Here is a 17,752-nt window from a genome sequence, read left to right as displayed (position 1 = left end):
AGTTGTAATTGAAAAGCACTGTTTTCCGTTCCCATTGGAAACAACGGATGTCCTTATTTATACTTTAATTCTTTCATAACGTTATCCTATCTAGAAGTATAAAAAAGTCTTGTCATTAATTTAAATATATGTAAAGATAGGTGTCAAGACAATAGCGTTTTAATAAACCGATTTTGGTAAGATGTGGGGGTTCCAGTTAATGACTCAGACAGATGTTGCAGATGTTGTCATTATTGGAAGTGGAATTGCGGCATTAGTCGCAGCAGATCGATTAAGTAGAGATTTGAATGTGATTGTTATCACAAAGTCGAAAAAAGAAGATAGCAATTCAAGCTATGCTCAAGGCGGTGTTGCTGCAGCTTTCTCAAGGTGCGATCATTGGCGGAATCATTTCATCGACACGATGATTGCCGGTAATGATCATAACAGTGAAGAAGCCGTTCAGACATTGGTTCAAAAAGGCCCAATACTACTTCGAAAGATGATCGATCAAGGAATGAAGTTTGACAAGGATGATCAAGGGAATGTTGTTCTTGGTCAAGAGGGTGCCCATGGAAAAAGAAGAATCTTACATGCTGGCGGTGATGCTACCGGAAGAGCACTTGTACAGTTTATGCTAAATCGGTTAAAATCAACAGTTCAAATCGTTGAAGATGAGATGGCTGTTGATTTACTTGTTAAAGATCAGCAATGTTTTGGGGTAAAAGTTAGAACAAATTCTGGTAAGTTAAAAAACTTATATGCGAAAAATACAATTCTTGCTGCAGGTGGTTGTGGGGGCTTGTTTTTATTTACATCCAATGATGTGACAATTACAGGCGACGGTATGGCTATGGCGTATCGTGCCGGAGCTGATTTAGTAGATTTAGAGTTTGTTCAGTTTCACCCTACAATGCTTTACGTAAACGGAGATGTTAAAGGATTAATTTCCGAAGCGGTGCGCGGTGAAGGTGCGATCCTTGTTACAAATAGCGGGAAGCGTCTAATGGATGGAGTCCATCCTCAAAAAGATTTAGCGCCACGAGATGTTGTCTCTCGAGAAATTAATCAGGCCGTTCTAAGAGGTGAGCAAGTATTTCTAGATATTTCTATGATCGACGATTTTCCTAGCCGCTTCCCTACAATAACTCAAATGTGTGAACAATATGGCATCAGGATAGATGATGGCAGAATACCAGTTGTTCCCGGAGCTCATTTTCATATGGGCGGCGTTGAGGTGAATCAACAAGGTCAAACCTCTGTAGAAAACTTATATGCAATTGGAGAAGTTGCATGTACAGGTGTTCACGGGGCAAATCGGTTAGCTAGCAATTCTCTGTTAGAAGGAATTGTATTTGCGAACGAGCTTGCTAATCATCTGTTATGTAATCGCCATCATGTAAAAATGTTCGAAATACCTATAGATTCTTCTATGACAATAAGGGAAAGCAAACGATCAGTGCTTCCAACAAAAGATCAAATTAGAGCACTCATGATGAAATATACAGGTATTGTCCGAACTGAAGAAGGATTGAATTTTGCAAAAAGATGGTTGGAACAATTTTTGCCAAATGAATATGTAACAATTTCTGAGGACTTGTCAGAGGATGAAATTATTATAGTAAATATGCTTCAAGCTAGTTGGCTCATTACAACGTCTGCGCTTATGAGAGAAGAGAGTAGGGGTGGACACTTTCGAGCTGATTATCCATTTGAAAAAAATGAATGGGGAAAACGTAAACTCATTCGTAATTTGGCATCACATGTTTATGCGACTCATTAATAAGGATTGCATAAATATTTTATAATACAATTCAGTTGTTTGTAGGGAACGTTCCTCTCGCTCTGCAAGGCGGAAAGCGTACGTTCTTGGCAAAATCAACAATATATAGAACATTGACCAAAGTAAAAAAAGTAAGAGGTGTTGAATGAAGAATGAATAAAATAAAGCTCCGCAAACACTTGCAAGAATTTTTTATTGAAGACCTAGGAGAAACAGATTTAACTAGCGAACTTATTTTTCCAATTGATGAAGTAAGTAAAGGAGCATTTTTAGTAAAAAAAGATGGGATTATCGCTGGTCTAGAAATTATCGAAGAAGCGTACCGGTTATTTGACCCTTCGATAAAGGTTACATTTTATAAAAAAGATGGAGACTGCGTAAAAAAAGGGGAATTGATTGCAACAGTAGAGGGACCTGTTCGTTATCTTTTAAGTGGGGAACGAGTCATTTTAAATTTAGTGCAACGTATGAGTGGTATAGCCACGTTAACGAATGAAGCAGTAAAAGCTTTAAATAGTGATCACACAAGAATTTGTGATACTAGGAAGACTTTACCTGGACTTAGAATGTTTGAAAAATATGCCGTTTGCTGTGGTGGGGGCTATAATCATCGTTTTGGCTTATATGATGGTGTTATGATTAAAGATAATCATATTACGTTTGCGGGGAGTATTAAGGCAGCAGTTGAAAAAGTTCGCTCACAAGTAGGTCATATGGTTAAAATTGAAGTTGAAACGGAATCAATGGATCAAGTAATCGAAGCAATTGAAGCTAATGCTGACATTATTATGTTTGATAATCGCTCACCAGAGGAAGTTACAAATCTAGTTAAGCTTGTACCAGATGGGATTATTACTGAAATTTCTGGTGGACTTACTTTAGAGACAATTGGCTTATATCGTGATACGAAGGTGGATTATATTTCATTAGGAATGCTAACACACTCTGTTGCAGCATTGGATATAAGCTTTAATCTTGAAGGGGGAATAAAATAGTGGGAGTTTTTGATTTACTGACATCCGAGAAAAACGTATCTATTCCTGAGCACTATAAGAAAATGAATGTGAAGGAAATGGAACAACGTGTCCGCGAAATAAAGGGGAAATTTGGTGAACGATTATTCCTACCATGTCATCATTATCAAAAGGATGAAGTCGTTCAATTTGCTGATGCTACAGGTGATTCTTTACAGTTGGCGCAATTAGCTGCGAAAAATGAGAAAGCTGAATATATTGTGTTTTGTGGTGTTCATTTTATGGCAGAGACAGCTGATATTTTAACGAGACATGATCAAATTGTCATTTTACCGGATATGAGAGCTGGCTGTTCAATGGCGGATATGGCTGATATTCATCAAACTGAACGAGCATGGAAGGTTATTCAAGATACGTTTGGCGATACGGTTTTACCGTTAACATATGTTAACTCCACTGCTGCCATTAAAGCATTCTGTGGACGAAATGGTGGCGCGACTGTAACTTCTTCAAATGCCAAAAAAATGATCGAGTGGGCGTTTACACAAAAAGAACGATTGTTATTTTTGCCTGATCAGCATTTAGGACGTAATACAGCAGCGGCTTTAGGAATACCACTTGAGCAAATGGCCGTATGGGATCCTGTTAATGAACAATTTGAATTTGATGGTGAACTTCAAGATGTGAAGGTAATTTTATGGAAGGGACATTGCTCTGTTCATGAAAACTTTACGGTTGAAAATATTGCTGAAATTCGAAAAACTAGACCAGAGATGAATATTATTGTCCATCCTGAATGTACGTATGAGGTTGTACAGGCTTCAGATTATAATGGTTCAACAAAATATATTATTGATAAAATCGCTAATGCACCTGCAGGGAGTAAATGGGCAATTGGAACCGAGATGAATCTTGTTAAGCGAATTATTGATCAGCATTCAGATAAGGAAATCATTTCTTTAAATCCTCAAATGTGTCCATGCTTGACGATGAATAGAATTGATTTGCCTCATTTATTGTGGGCATTAGAATCAATTGATCGAGCTGAAGAAATTAGTAATATTTCGGTCGATGAACAAACGGCTAAAGATGCAATTCACGCCTTGAACAAAATGCTAGAACGAGCTTAAGTTCACCTGATGTATATGGATATTAAACAAAATACTCAAGTTGGACTCTATTCAAGTGAATGTAATTGAATAGGGTCTTTTTTTTTGTTTTTAAGAAATTAAAAAATTTGATCCTATGGATAAATACTATGGCACAGAGAGTAGTCGTCCAGCGCAAGCGCCCAGCGACTAGTAAACTTCGCTCATCTCTTTTGCGATAAGTCAACATCGACTCGTCCCTCGACGTGTTTTGTTTATCTCAGTCGATGCGCTCTTAGTTTATACGTCGCTAATCAGGGCGCCTATAGCTTTTGTTCTTGTGGAATAAGCTTGAAATTTGCTCTATCCTATTAATTTTTTCATATTCTAATTTTTAAAAGCATAAAGTATTACGAAGAAATAAAGGTAGCATTTTGCCTATAAGCCCATATAATAGTAAAGACTTTTCCTGAGGAGGTAGAAGCAACCGTGAAGATTCATATTGTTCAAAAAGGGGATACGCTTTGGAAAATAGCTCAAAAGTATGGTGTTGATTTCCAAGAATTAAAGAACGTGAATACTCAGTTAAGTAATCCAGATATGATTATGCCTGGTATGAAAATTAAAGTTCCTACAGGTAGCGTTCCAGTTAAGAAAAATGAAGTTCCAAAAGAAATGCCAGTGCAACCAACTCCAATCCCACCAATGAAGGAAATGCCAGTAGCTCCGGCACCACCGAAAAAGGAAATGCCAGTAGCTCCGGCACCACCGAAAAAGGAAATGCCGGTTGCCCCAGTTCCGCCGAAAAAAGAGATGCCAGTAATGCCACCAGTACCACCTGCACCTCAAGTACCTGTAAAAGAGGAGCCACTTGACGTTGATTTACATGTACAACAGCAAATGTATAATTATACCTTTAACATTCCTACTTATCCGACTGTCCCTTATATGCCAACTCCAGAGGCTGCACCAATAAAAATTAAATCAGCACCAGAACAGGAACCGCCAAAGGAGATTGCAGGTGTAAAAGATGACATTCCAAAATTCCTTGATGAAGAAGCGGAAGATCCGATGATACCTGCCCAACCGATGCCAACAATTTCACCAACAGCAATGTACCCGCAATATTGTATTCCTGTTACGGGATTATTACCTGGTAGCGGATTACCATTTGGATTTCATCCGGGTCCTTATCAAGGATTACCAATAGCACAGACACAGCCAATAGGAGTTCCTTATGGCGCTCAGCCAGGTTTCGCCGCAGCAGGAGTTCCTTATGGCGCTCAGCCAGGTTTCGCCCCAGCAGGAGTTCCTTATGGCGCTCAGCCAGGTTTCGCCGCAGATGGAGTTCTTTATGGCGCTCAGCCAGGTTTCGCCGCAGATGGAGTTCCTTATGGCACTCAGCCAGGTTTCGCCGCAGCAGGAGTTCCTTATGGCACTCAGCCAGGTTTTGCTCCAGATGGACTTCCTTATGGCACTGAGCCTGGTTCTACGTCAACTGCTGTTAGTCCTGCTGTTGAAGAAGATGATTTAGGAGAATTAGGAGAAATGCCTGAAGCTATGAATCCTTATGGAATGATGCAGCCTCAAGCTGTACCGACGATGATGCCACAAATGCAACATCCGAATATATATAATTGTGGTTGTGGCCCAACACCGATTAGTGGTATTCCATATGGTCCAGCTCCTTCAGGAGTTCCAATAGGCACACCACAGGGCGGAGTTCAACAAGGGTTTCCAACAGCTGTAAGTCCTGCTATATATGATGCTGATGATGAAGATAATCTTCAAGGCTATCCAGGGATTTCTCCTATCCCACAAATGCAAATGCCTGCTTCTGGTGGAGATTGTGGTTGCGATGGGGGTCCTCAAGCAACTCCTTACGGAGCTACTCCTGCGAGCGATGGGTCGATGTCTGGATACGGAGCCGCACCTGCGGGCTATGGAGCGATGCCAGGATACGGAGCCGCACCTGCGGGCTATGGAGCAATGCCTGGATACGGAGTAGCCCCATCCGGTTATGGAGCGATGCCTGGATACGGAGCAGCCCCAGCGGGCTATGGAGCAATGTCTGGATACGGAGCAGCCCCATCCGGTTATGGAGCAATGCCTGGATACGGAGCAACCCCTGCGGGCTATGGGTCGATTCCAGGATACGGAGCAGCCCCAGCAGGGTATGGAGCAATGCCTGGATACGGAGCAGCCCCATCCGGTTATGGAGCAATGCCTGGATACGGAGCAACCCCTGCGGGCTATGGGTCGATGCCTGGATACGGAGCAGCCCCAGCAGGGTATGGAACAATGCCTGGATATGAAGCAGCACCATTAAGAGAAGAAGATGAAGTAGAAGAAAATTATGAAGATGAAAATGAGGATTGGTAAAAATGTAAAGGGTGGTTTCGAATGAAGCCGCCTTTATTTTTGTTTAGGAAATTATACAATTTGATCCTGTGGATAAATACTATAGCACAGAGAGTAGTCGTCAAGCTCCAGCGCCCAGCGACTAGTAAACTTCGCTCATCTCTTTTGCGATAAGTCAACATCGACTCGTCCCTCGACGTGTTTTGTTTATCTCAGTCGATGCGCTCTTAGTTTATACGTCGCTAATCAGGGCGTCTATAGCTTTTGTTCTTTAATAAATTTTTTTCTGTCAGCATAGTAGGCCCCTTCCATCTTTTACGCAATATTTCCTTAACAAATTGTCTGAAAAATAATCAATGTGGTACGATATAAAGAAAACAATATAGAAAGGGTCAGCATAAGTATGATGACCAAATTGCGAGAAACAACAACAGAACAGAAACAGTCATCATTATAAGCAGGATGAAGGACAAAATAAGGAAAACAACATACAGATTGAAAGGAAGTAAGAGATAATGGAAAAAAAAATCGAGCTACTTGTAAAGTGGCTTCAGGACCAAGTGCAAGCTTCAAAATTAAATGGTTTGATTGTTGGTTTATCTGGCGGAATTGATTCGTCGGTTGTTGCCCATTTAATAGTAAAAGCATTCCCGGAGCAATCGCTTGGCGTAATAATGCCGTGCAAAAGTCATTCAAACGATCAAAATGATGCGATGCTTGTAGTAGAAAGCTCAAAAATTAAAGCAATGACTGTAGATTTAACAGAAACTCACAATTTGTTGTTTTCACAAATAAAAAATAACCTACTAGATCGAGACGAATGGAATGAACAAACTGCAAAATTGGGCGATGCTAATCTGCGGGCACGACTTCGTATGAGTACTCTATATACAATTGCAAATAATTATCGGTATTTAGTTGTTGGAACGGACAATGCGGCAGAATGGCATACGGGTTATTTTACAAAATATGGTGATGGCGGAGTGGATCTAGTTCCACTTGTTCATTTAACCAAAGGGGAAGTAAGAGAAATGGCCAAAGTTCTTGGTGTTCCAGATGAGATCATTACAAAAGCACCAAGTGCCGGTCTTTGGGAAGGACAAACGGATGAGAATGAAATGGGTACAACCTATGATATGATTGATCGTTATTTAAAAGGAGAAAAAGTACCTGACAAGGATCGCCAAGTTATTGAAAGGTTACATAAACAATCAGAGCATAAGCGAAGACTTGCAGCGGCGCCACCAAAATTTTAAGCTCATAAACACCTTGTTTTTTACCTAAAAAAAACAATTAAAATTGGGGTAAAATACAGCTCCAAATGCCAATATATAAATGGGCGGTCACTTAATGGACAACCCTACCTATTTTTACATGTTGGCAAGGGGGCCTTTCTTTTGAATAAAATTAATACGACAATGTCAGTTGTTATTGTAATCAGTGTTTTAGCAGGTTGCAGTATTGACAATGATGAAAGTCAAAATAGGATAAACAACGGTCAAACAGGTCAAGTCAATTTTGATATTCACGACCCTCGATATAATCAGAGAAATAATGCCTTTTCGGGGATAACTGATGTAGGCTTTAATGATCAAATAATGGTACGCACGGATAATGGAGAAGTAATAAAACAGGACTATTTAGGTGATCGCTCTCGTGCCTATTCTCAAGGCGGCAGCTACGGCTATAATGACTACAATTATCATGGCCAGTTGAATACAACATATAATGGGAATCCAACTAAATCATACAATACTGGGCACGACAATATTGTTGCCCAAAAAATTACAGATCGACTTGAGCATGTTGGCGGTGTTGATGATGTAGCTGCAATTATTAATGGGAACACTATATTAGTCGTGATTAAAACAAACAATAATAACCGTCGGACTGTCGAAGAAAATGCTCGTCAGATTGTAAAAGGAATGGCAGTTGGTAGAGCAGTCGAAGTAGTAGTAGACAATGAAATGTTTGAACAAATTTCCAACAATCGGAATCAATTAGGGAGATAAAGTAGTTGATCTTCGCCATTCGTTCGTGTCAATTTCTTGACATTTTATGTCTGAATTCATGTATTTCGAATTTGTATGCAAAATTTTAATAGGTCACTTGGATAAAACTTCTATTCATTGGTGAAACTAATAGTGATACCAGAATAGAAGTTTTTTTATATTAAAAAATCGAGGTGACATATGATGGCTCCTTTAATTAAAAAAGCTCATGCCGTAAAGCTAATAATATTATTTTTACTAATAGGCGTAATTTCAATAATTGTTTTATTTGATTTTACGGCTGCTAAAATTAATGAAAGGGAGTTAACAAAAGCTCAAAGCACATCACCAGCTGAAGAGGTGCAAACAGTGGCTGGACCACTGACAATAGATGTCATTCTCCAAAGACATTATTTAGATGGTGAAGTTAGTGAAGAAATTGTTAAAGAAACGATTTGGTCAATGGAGGATTTTTGGGGTCAATATCATGACTGGCAATTAGTTGATCAACAAGAAGGACAAATGGTTTTTAAACAAAACGTAGATGATATTTCACCCTTACTAAAAGCTGATGGCTATTTTGGAATCTCAAAGGACGGAATTCTTACAATATATAAAGGAAAACCAGAGTCAGAGGAAGTGATTCAATCCTTTTTTCAAATTGACGTCAGTAAGTTAGAAAGCCGCCAGCAGGAGGAGCTAAAGCAAGGAATCCCGGTTGTATCAAAGGACCATTATCAAAAAGTAATTCAAAGCTTTAAAAGTTTATCAACAAGTGAATGATGACGGGAAATATGTAGAAGGCTTGAGAGTATACCCCTCAGGCTTTTTACATTTTCTGGAGGGGTCAGGAACCTCTATGGACACTACTATGGACACTACTATGGACACTACTATGGCACCGCTTTTGTACTTCTATTCTATTAGAGAAGTATGATAGAATGTTATAAGAAATAGAAATGCATGTTCGCTGATTTTGCGAAGCTGAGAGAGGGATTTTCTTGATCGAATTTGTCCGTGGTAAAGTTGATTTTATAAGTCCAGAGTTTATTGTTATTGATGTATCAGGTGTTGGATATCAAATTTTCACACCTAATCCTTTTATTTTTCAAAAGGATTTAAATGAAGAAATAAAAGTTTTTACGTATCAATATGTGCGAGAGGATGTTAATGCTCTTTACGGTTTTCAAACTCGCCAAGAGCGAACACTTTTTACAAAGCTATTAAATGTTTCTGGAATTGGCCCTAAAGGTGCTTTGGCAATTATTGCAGCAGGCCAGCCAGATCATGTTGTTCAAGCGATTGAAGATGAAAATGAAAAGTTTTTAGTGAAGTTTCCAGGTGTCGGCAAAAAAACCGCAAGACAAATGATCTTAGATTTAAAAGGAAAATTAAATGATTTACTATCAGATTTAATGCCGGATCAATACGAACCTGTAAAATATGTGGAGACAAAAGCAAAATATACATATGAATTAGAGGATGCAATCGAAGCACTCAAGGTTTTAGGTTATGCTGAAAAAGAGATAAATAAAATTGCACCGATATTAGCAAAAGACGAAGGATTATCGACAGATCAATATATAAAGAAAGCTCTACAGCTCCTGTTAAAGTAGAGGGGGGATTATTGTGGATGAGCGGTTAGTATCAAGTGAACATATCATTGATGAGGATTCATTTGAACAAAGCTTAAGACCGAAGCTGTTAATTCAGTATATTGGTCAAGAGAAAGTAAAACAAAACTTAAAGGTTTTTATTGAAGCAGCAAGGATGAGACAAGAGTCACTAGACCATGTCTTGCTTTATGGACCACCTGGGTTGGGGAAAACGACATTGGCGACCATTATCGCGAATGAAATGGACGTAAACATTCGTACAACTTCAGGTCCAGCTGTTGAACGACCAGGTGATTTAGCTGCGATTCTTACAGCGTTAGAGCCTGGCGATGTATTATTTATTGATGAGATTCACCGCTTGCAACGTTCAGTTGAAGAGGTGTTATATTCAGCATTAGAAGACTTTTGTATAGATATTGTCATCGGAAAAGGGCCAGGGGCTAGGTCTGTTCGTCTTGATTTACCCCCATTCACCCTAGTAGGCGCGACTACGAGAGTCGGCCTTTTAACCGCGCCTTTAAGAGATCGGTTTGGTGTCCATAGTCGTTTAGAGTACTATAAAGTAAATGAATTGACAAATATAGTTGAGCGCACGGCTGCGATTTTTGATATCGAAATTGACCAAACTGCATCTGAGGAGATTGCACGCCGATCTAGAGGGACGCCAAGAATAGCTAACCGCTTGTTAAAACGCGTTCGTGATTTTGCGCAAGTCAAAGGAAATGGTAAAATTACAGCGAAAATAGCAGTAGATTCATTGGAAAAACTACAAGTCGATCGTCTCGGTTTAGATCATATTGACCAGAAGCTGTTGTTAGGTATAATTGAAAAATTCCGAGGTGGCCCTGTTGGACTTGATACAATTGCGGCAACGATCGGAGAAGAAGCACAAACGATTGAAGAAGTATACGAACCATACTTATTACAAATTGGCTTTTTGCAAAGAACACCTAGAGGCAGGGTCATCACTCCTGAAGTTTATCACCATTTTCAGTTGGAGGTGCCGAACGAATAAATGGGCAAAATGTTGATTATTGCTGGGATAGTCCTAATCGTTGTCGGATTATTATGGCAGATTCTCGGAAGGCTACCAGGAGATATTGTTATTAAAAAAGGGAATACAACCTTTTATTTTCCAATTGTAACGTCAATTGTTATCAGTATTGTATTATCAGTTATCTTTTACATAATCGGTCGATTTAGATAACATTTTCACCACTTTAAAAGGAGCAAAATATGAAAGTAGATTTGTTTGATTTTGACTTGCCTGAGGAGCTCATTGCGCAAACACCTTTAGAAGATCGAACTGCTTCTCGGTTAATGGTTCTGAATAAGCTGACTGGCGAATATAAACATGAACAATTTAAAAATATAATAAACTATCTAAATCCCTGTGATTGCCTAGTGCTAAATGATACAAGAGTTTTACCTGCGAGACTGTTTGGAATAAAAGAGGATACAGGGGCAAAGGTTGAAGTTTTGTTATTAAAGCAATTTGCAGATGATTGCTGGGAAACATTAGTGAAGCCCGCAAAGCGTGTCAAAAAAGGTACAATTGTAAGCTTTGGCGATGGTCGTTTGAAGGCAAAGTGCATAGCGGAAAACGAGCATGGTGGTCGGAACTTTGAATTTATTTACGATGGGATTTTCTATGAAATATTGGATTCTTTAGGAGAAATGCCACTTCCGCCATATATAAAAGAACAATTAGATGACCAAGAAAGATATCAAACCGTTTTTGCACGAGAACGTGGCTCCGCTGCAGCACCTACAGCCGGTTTACATTTTACTGAAGATTTGTTGAATGAGATTCGTGAAAAAGGGATCCGCGTTACCTTTATCACTTTACATGTAGGCTTAGGTACATTTCGTCCAGTTAGCACTGACAATGTGGAAGAGCATGAGATGCATGGTGAGTTTTATCAAATGACAAAGGAAACAGCAAAGCTACTAAATGATGTGAAAGCTAGTGGGGGTAGAATTGTTACTGTCGGTACAACATCTACTAGGACGTTAGAGACAATCGCCTCACGCTACGATGGACAATTTCAAGAAGCCTCAGGTTGGACAAATATTTTTATTTATCCTGGCTATACGTTCAAAGCAATAGATGCAATGCTTACTAATTTTCATTTGCCAAAATCAACGTTAATGATGCTAATAAGTGCGTTAGCTGGTCGAGAAAATGTATTACAAGCATATGAAGCTGCTGTATCTGAAAAATACCGGTTCTTTAGCTTTGGTGATGCGATGCTCATTATATAGCTATAATTAGCCACTATTGTTTTCGCTTAGTTGTAGAAGGGATGCCCATACTATAGTGAGGAACTTGACACATATTTTATATGGTGTATGAAGAGAAACTCGTTAAATAGTTTAGTGCATATACTTACGGTGCTTTAGTTAATCGAAAGGAGACCAGCAAGTGACAGCTATTAAGTATGAATTAATAAAAACATGTAAACAAACAGGTGCCAGATTAGGTAGAGTCACAACTCCCCATAGCACGTTTGAAACGCCTGTCTTTATGCCAGTCGGAACACTCGCAACCGTTAAAACAATGAGTCCCGAAGAACTAGCTGAGATTGGTGCTGGAATTATTTTAAGTAATACTTATCATCTTTGGCTACGGCCCGGCGAAGATATTGTAAAAGAAGCAGGCGGATTACATAAATTTATGAACTGGGATCGCTCGATTTTAACTGATTCCGGTGGATTTCAAGTGTTTAGTCTCAGCGATTTAAGGGAAATAAAGGAAGAAGGCGTTCATTTTCGAAACCATTTAAATGGATCAAAGCTATTCTTATCACCTGAAAAAGCGATGGAAATTCAAAATGCGTTAGGTTCAGATATTATGATGGCTTTTGATGAATGTCCACCATACCCAGCCGAGCCTGAATATATGAAAAGCTCTGTCGAGCGCACATCTAGATGGGCTGAGCGCTGTTTAAAAGCTCATGCGAGACCAGATGAACAAGGGTTGTTTGGAATCGTACAAGGTGGAGAATTTGAACATTTCCGCAAACAAAGTGCGAGTGATTTAGTTTCACTTGATTTTCCGGGCTATGCAATTGGCGGTCTTTCTGTTGGAGAACCAAAAGAAGTAATGAATCATGTATTGGAGTATACGACACCGTGGCTACCAACAAGTAAACCACGATATTTAATGGGAGTAGGATCACCAGATTCGCTAATTGATGGGGCAATCCGTGGTGTGGATATGTTTGATTGCGTTTTGCCAACGAGAATCGCCCGAAATGGCACATGTATGACAAGTGTTGGTCGAGTTGTCGTCAAAAATGCTAAATATGAACGAGACTTTTCACCGTTAGATCCGAATTGTGACTGTAAAGTATGCCGAAATTATACGAAAGCCTATATTCGCCATCTACTAAAGTGTGATGAAATATTCGGCATTAGACTTACTACTTACCATAATCTCTATTTTCTGTTAAAATTAATGGAGCAAGTTCGACAAGCCATTCGTGAAGATAGACTTGGCGATTTTCGTGAGGAATTTTTCGAGCAGTATGGATTTAATCAACCCAATGCTAGAAATTTCTAAACCAATATATAGTCTATTAAAAAGAATAGGTTGAATGGTTTGAGAATATAGTTTTAATAATTACATAGACAAGCATTGAAAGAGGTGAATTACATGGACAGTGGAATTCTTTATCAAGTATTACCGTTAGTGGCGATGTTTGCAATTTTTTATTTCTTACTTATTCGTCCACAACAAAAAAAGCAAAGAGCAATTCAAACGATGCAATCGAACCTACAAAAAAATGATCGTGTTGTCACAATTGGTGGGCTTCATGGGATCATTGATTCTCTTGATGAGGATAAGGTCGTTATTAAATGTGGAGATGGCTCTAGGCTAACATATGACCGTAATGCTGTAAGAGAAGTAAAAGATAGCGAGTAAAGCGTAATAATAAGCACAGTTAAACACAAAAAAGCGGAAATTCAGTTACAATGAATTCCGCTTTTGTTTTTGTTTAGGAAATTATAAAATTTGATCCTGTGGATAAATACTATAGCACAGAGAGTAGTCCTCCAGCGCAAGCGCCCAGCGACTAGTAAACTTCGCTCATCTCTTTTGCGATAAGTCAACATCGACTAAGTCCCTCGACGTGTTTTGTTTATCTCAGTCGATGCGCTCTTAGTTTATACGTCGCTAATCAGGGCGCCTATAGCTTTTGTTCTTTAATACTTCTGTTTGTAACGTTTTTGCTTACGCTCTTCTGCTCGTAATGTTTACACCAATTACTCCGCCGATAAGAGCAACAGCTATATAGGCAATGTGGAAATATAATTGCTCAAGTGAAAAACCTGTTTGATAGCCTAAATATTGGACTAAAAATACGAGTAAAGTAAACAATAGTCCAGTTCCCGACCCAATCAGCCAGCCTTTTTGTTTTCCTTTTCCACCAGAAACAAAGCCACCTACAAATAACGCAAGAAACGAAAGGGTTAACACTACCCATGTTAACGAGGATTCTTTAATGTCAGTAAAGCGTAATAATAAAGATAAAACCAAGCTTGAGAATAACACAATAACAAAAATTGTAATGACCCCGTATAACATTGCCTTCAATGAATTTCTTTTCATCACTGTTCCCCCCAATATTACTGATAGAGGTTGTTTACACCTTTACTAAAATTTATTCAGTTGGACAAATTTTAGAATATAAAAAATGGAAAAACCTTCGAATTATGTTCTAATACTCCCAAGGTCAAACTAAGGTAAGAACGTTGGATGAGGAGCGTTATGTACATGGATATTTGGACGATTGTACTACGAACTGTGTTTTTGTACTTATTGATCATCTTTATTTTCCGGATAATGGGGAAGCGAGAAGTTGGTGAATTAAGTCTTCTAGATTTAGTGGTTTTTGTAATGATAGGGGAATTAGCAATCGTTGCAATAGAAAATCCAGATAAACCTTTTTTCATTACATTACTCCCAATATTTATATTAGTTGCGGTTCAGATTTTTTTGTCATTAATATCTCTTCGAAGTCAAAAATTTCGGGATCTAGTTGATGGGCAACCATCCATTCTTATCGATCAAGGCCAAATTAATGAAAAGGAAATGAGGAAGCAACGCTATAACATCGATGATTTATTAGTTCAATTGCGTGAAAAGGATATAAAAAACATCGCTGATGTTGAATTTGCGATATTAGAGCCATCAGGAAAGCTATCTGTATTTGAGAAGGATATTTTTAAAAATACAAATGAAGCCTTTAATGTTCCACTTCCGCTCATTAAGGATGGAATTGTCCAAGAGGATCAATTAAAAAGGATTCATAAAACAAACCTATGGCTAAGACAGGAATTGCGTAAACAAGGCTTTAGGGATATAAAAAAAATTACCTATTGTTCAATCGATGATGATGGCAATCTTTTTATTGATGAGAAGGATGAAAAAAAATGAGAGGCACTTTCACTCTTCACAACACAACGTATAACGAAATTTGCACCTTTAACTCAATTTGAAAAATTTATTTACAAATTCCATGAGTATATTTACAAAATCTGCAAATTTATTTACAAATTTCATTAGTATATTTACAAATTCCGAGTATTTATTTACATTTCATAAGTTTATTTACGAATTCTATATATTTATTTACAAATCTCATTAGTTTATTTACAATTCCATGAGTTTATTTACAATTCCATTAGTTTATTTACAATTGAAAAATTTCAACCGCTTATGTTCGTAAGCGACTGGCAGGCACCCCTGCTACTGTATTTAGCAACGAATAAGTTCTTTTTCAAAAATTTTGAATTTCCGGAGCAAGCCAGCCAGCTGCTGAGTTTCCGTATAAGTCGGCCCCTTCTATTTTTTACTATTAGGCATGATTAACGCTAAATGTCTGCCGATGATAGGTAACCGTTTGACTTCTTCTTTTAATATGAGTTGAAAGCTACCTAATAGGATGATATACACAATTGACGTGCTAATAATTGCTGTTAAAGTCCGTAATGATAATGAAGCTTCTACTAAAATGTATTTAAAAATAAAGTGTCCAGCGATGCCGGTAATAATCATTACTAACAAGCTTTTCGCATGATCTTTGACGTAAAACGTGAAACTAATTGTTTTTACAATCGTTGTAAAATGTAGTAGTGTGACTAGTAAGATTCCTAGCACAATTCCAAGTGCAACGCCAATAATCCCAAATTCGGGTCTTGATGCAAAAGCAAAGATAGCAGCAATTTTTACACTAGCACCGATTAAACTATTAATCATCGCCGCACGAGCTAGATCTAGTGCCTGCAATGCTGCTTGTAGTGGTCCTTGAATATATGAAAATAGGAAAAAGGGTGCCATTAACTGTACAAATATTGCCGACTTGCTTGAGTGATACATAAGCTCCATTATTGGTGAAGCAAATACATAGAGAATGACAATCGCAAGGCCACCGGTTACGATCGCTAACCGCATTGCCTGTTGGAGGCGATACTCAATTATAAGTGACTGTCCTCTGGCCGCCGCTTCACTAATTGCAGGTACTAATGAAATGGATAATGATGTCGTAACAAATGATGGTAATAATAATAGCGGGAGTGCATACCCTGTTAGTTCGCCATATTGCTTTGTTGCAATCGCGGTCGTTACACCTGCAAGTGCTAAGCTTTGTGAGACAACAATTGGTTCAAAAAAGTAAGAAATCGAGCCAATAAGACGGCTACCTGTTGTTGGTAAGGCGATTTTTAACAGGTCATGTAAAGTACTTTTACCTTCCTTCATATGAGAAAAGAAACTTTTGCGAACCTTGAAGGTTTTTTTAATTTTAAACATTGTTATCATATAAAGCAGCGAAGCAAGCTCCCCAAATACAACTGAAATCATTGCACCGGCTGCCGCAAATTCTACACCATATGGTAAAAAGGCTTTTGTCATGACAGCAACTAATGATATCCGTACGATTTGTTCAATAACTTGCGAATAAGCAGCAGGGCGCATATTTTGCAGACCTTGGAAATATCCCCTTAGCACCGATGACAATGCGATAATTGGTACAATTGGCGAGATTGCGATGAGCGGATAATACGTACGTTCATCCGTTAACAGCGTATTTGCTAAAACAGGTGCAAGTGAAATCATACCAATGGTAAATACAATGCTCGAAATAGCGGTTACTGATAAAGAAACGACGAGGATTTTTTTTATTTTTGATCGGTTGCCAATGCTTGCTGCCTCAGCTACAAGCTTTGAAATCGCGACTGGCAAGCCTAACTGTGTAAGCGTGATAATAAGGATTAACGTTGGGATGGCCATCATATAAAGGCCGACCCCTTCTTCACCCATTATGCGTGCGACGACAATACGATTTATAAACCCAAGAAAGCGAGTAATTAACCCAGCTAATATTAAAATTAGTGTCCCTTGCAAAAAAGTTTGCTTATTCTTGTAAGACATTTTGCTCCCTACCTTCAAAAATCGTTGGATATTCGATACAATAATCTATATGCTTGAATTATGGTCAAGCATGACAAGTTTATCGTTTCATAAATGCGAAGGATAAGGAGTGGTCATTTATGGTAAGTCGTCATCCGGTTGAGTTTTATAAAGAGCAAGTACAACCGGCACTCGAAAGTAAGCTAGAGGAATTTAAATTAATGGGCTATGACCGTGTTTCATTAGAGGAAATTTGGGATTGCCTACAAAAAAAGAAGTGGAAAAAAAAGACAGATAAATCGTTGCATGAAATTGTGAGCGATATTTTAACTCTTAAAATTAACGACTACATGAGTTATTTGACGATTGAGGCTTACAAAGCACCAGATTTTTTCGCGCAATATGAAAATGATAAAGATATGGCAAATAACTGAACTAAATTGACATATAATATGACTGTTTTCTATAATGGATTTACTCGAAAAAATATTTACATATTAAACTGTTGGATTGGAAACGGGATAAATTCCCGTTGTTTTCATG

The 17,752-nt window shown here is 38.4% G+C and carries 17 protein-coding genes; 15 read left to right on the top strand and 2 right to left on the bottom strand.

All coding sequences use genetic code 11. The features are described 5' to 3' along the window. Positions 1-199 precede the first annotated feature (199 nt). From nadB to yajC, 13 genes are all read left to right on the top strand, one after another. Positions 200-1,762, top strand: a complete 1,563-nt coding sequence (gene nadB / locus D612_RS0113125; RefSeq protein WP_017755942.1) for an L-aspartate oxidase — start codon at positions 200-202, stop codon at positions 1,760-1,762. 152 nt (positions 1,763-1,914) lie between these two features. After that, positions 1,915-2,757, top strand: coding sequence for a carboxylating nicotinate-nucleotide diphosphorylase (nadC, locus tag D612_RS0113120; protein ID WP_017755941.1), 843 nt, complete (start codon positions 1,915-1,917; stop codon positions 2,755-2,757). Continuing rightward, positions 2,757-3,866, top strand: a complete 1,110-nt coding sequence (gene nadA, locus D612_RS0113115; protein ID WP_017755940.1) for a quinolinate synthase NadA — start codon at positions 2,757-2,759, stop codon at positions 3,864-3,866. Before nadC ends, nadA begins: the two co-directional genes overlap by 1 nt. Before the next feature lie 447 nt (positions 3,867-4,313). Then, a complete protein-coding gene (safA, locus tag D612_RS20060; RefSeq protein ID WP_017755939.1) occupies positions 4,314-6,206 on the top strand; it encodes a SafA/ExsA family spore coat assembly protein in 1,893 nt (630 codons plus the stop codon). A 494-nt stretch (positions 6,207-6,700) separates the two neighbouring features. Beyond that, complete coding sequence (gene nadE, locus D612_RS0113105; RefSeq protein WP_017755938.1) at positions 6,701-7,441, top strand: NAD(+) synthase; 741 nt, start codon at positions 6,701-6,703, stop codon at positions 7,439-7,441. A 141-nt stretch (positions 7,442-7,582) separates the two neighbouring features. After that, positions 7,583-8,197 (top strand): YhcN/YlaJ family sporulation lipoprotein, encoded by a 615-nt coding sequence (locus D612_RS0113100; protein ID WP_017755937.1) that lies wholly within the window; start codon positions 7,583-7,585, stop codon positions 8,195-8,197. A 183-nt stretch (positions 8,198-8,380) separates the two neighbouring features. After that, positions 8,381-8,959, top strand: coding sequence for an intercompartmental signaling factor BofC (locus D612_RS0113095; protein ID WP_017755936.1), 579 nt, complete (start codon positions 8,381-8,383; stop codon positions 8,957-8,959). 218 nt (positions 8,960-9,177) lie between these two features. Further along, the gene (gene ruvA, locus D612_RS0113090; protein WP_017755935.1) at positions 9,178-9,792 is read left to right on the top strand and encodes a Holliday junction branch migration protein RuvA; all 615 of its coding nucleotides are present in this window, start codon (positions 9,178-9,180) and stop codon (positions 9,790-9,792) included. 13 nt (positions 9,793-9,805) lie between these two features. Continuing rightward, positions 9,806-10,807, top strand: a complete 1,002-nt coding sequence (gene ruvB / locus D612_RS0113085) for a Holliday junction branch migration DNA helicase RuvB (RefSeq protein ID WP_017755934.1) — start codon at positions 9,806-9,808, stop codon at positions 10,805-10,807. After that, on the top strand, positions 10,808-10,999 hold the full coding sequence (locus tag D612_RS0113080) for a DUF2905 domain-containing protein (protein WP_017755933.1): 192 nt from the start codon (positions 10,808-10,810) through the stop codon (positions 10,997-10,999). A gap of 29 nt (positions 11,000-11,028) precedes the next feature. Next, positions 11,029-12,057 (top strand): tRNA preQ1(34) S-adenosylmethionine ribosyltransferase-isomerase QueA, encoded by a 1,029-nt coding sequence (queA, locus tag D612_RS0113075; protein ID WP_017755932.1) that lies wholly within the window; start codon positions 11,029-11,031, stop codon positions 12,055-12,057. A 160-nt stretch (positions 12,058-12,217) separates the two neighbouring features. Further along, positions 12,218-13,357, top strand: coding sequence for a tRNA guanosine(34) transglycosylase Tgt (gene tgt / locus D612_RS0113070; protein WP_017755931.1), 1,140 nt, complete (start codon positions 12,218-12,220; stop codon positions 13,355-13,357). A gap of 93 nt (positions 13,358-13,450) precedes the next feature. Continuing rightward, positions 13,451-13,720 carry a preprotein translocase subunit YajC gene (yajC, locus tag D612_RS0113065; protein ID WP_017755930.1) on the top strand — a complete coding sequence of 90 codons (270 nt, stop codon included), beginning with the start codon at positions 13,451-13,453 and terminating at the stop codon, positions 13,718-13,720. Positions 13,721-14,029: 309 nt separating this feature from the next. On the opposite strand, the gene D612_RS0113060 is transcribed toward yajC, so the two are convergent. Continuing rightward, a complete protein-coding gene (locus D612_RS0113060) occupies positions 14,030-14,407 on the bottom strand; it encodes a TIGR04086 family membrane protein (protein WP_017755929.1) in 378 nt (125 codons plus the stop codon). Positions 14,408-14,572: 165 nt separating this feature from the next. Here D612_RS0113060 and D612_RS0113055 point away from each other — a divergent pair, with 165 nt between their 5' ends. Then, positions 14,573-15,235, top strand: a complete 663-nt coding sequence (locus D612_RS0113055) for a DUF421 domain-containing protein (protein ID WP_017755928.1) — start codon at positions 14,573-14,575, stop codon at positions 15,233-15,235. A 408-nt stretch (positions 15,236-15,643) separates the two neighbouring features. Here the strand turns inward: D612_RS0113055 and spoVB are convergent, their stop codons facing one another. Further along, positions 15,644-17,230, bottom strand: coding sequence for a stage V sporulation protein B (gene spoVB, locus D612_RS0113050; protein WP_017755927.1), 1,587 nt, complete (start codon positions 17,228-17,230; stop codon positions 15,644-15,646). A 119-nt stretch (positions 17,231-17,349) separates the two neighbouring features. Between spoVB and D612_RS0113045 the strand changes: the two genes are divergently transcribed. Further along, positions 17,350-17,643, top strand: coding sequence for a post-transcriptional regulator (locus D612_RS0113045; protein ID WP_017755926.1), 294 nt, complete (start codon positions 17,350-17,352; stop codon positions 17,641-17,643). The last annotated feature ends 109 nt before the right edge of the window (positions 17,644-17,752 follow it).

It is taken from the genome of Calidifontibacillus oryziterrae (assembly GCF_000331575.1).
In the GTDB taxonomy this organism is placed as follows: Bacteria; Bacillota; Bacilli; order Bacillales; family Bacillaceae_J; genus Calidifontibacillus_A; species Calidifontibacillus_A oryziterrae.
The sequence above is the reverse complement of the archived record's forward strand: the minus strand, read 5'-3'. Positions and strand labels throughout refer to the sequence as shown.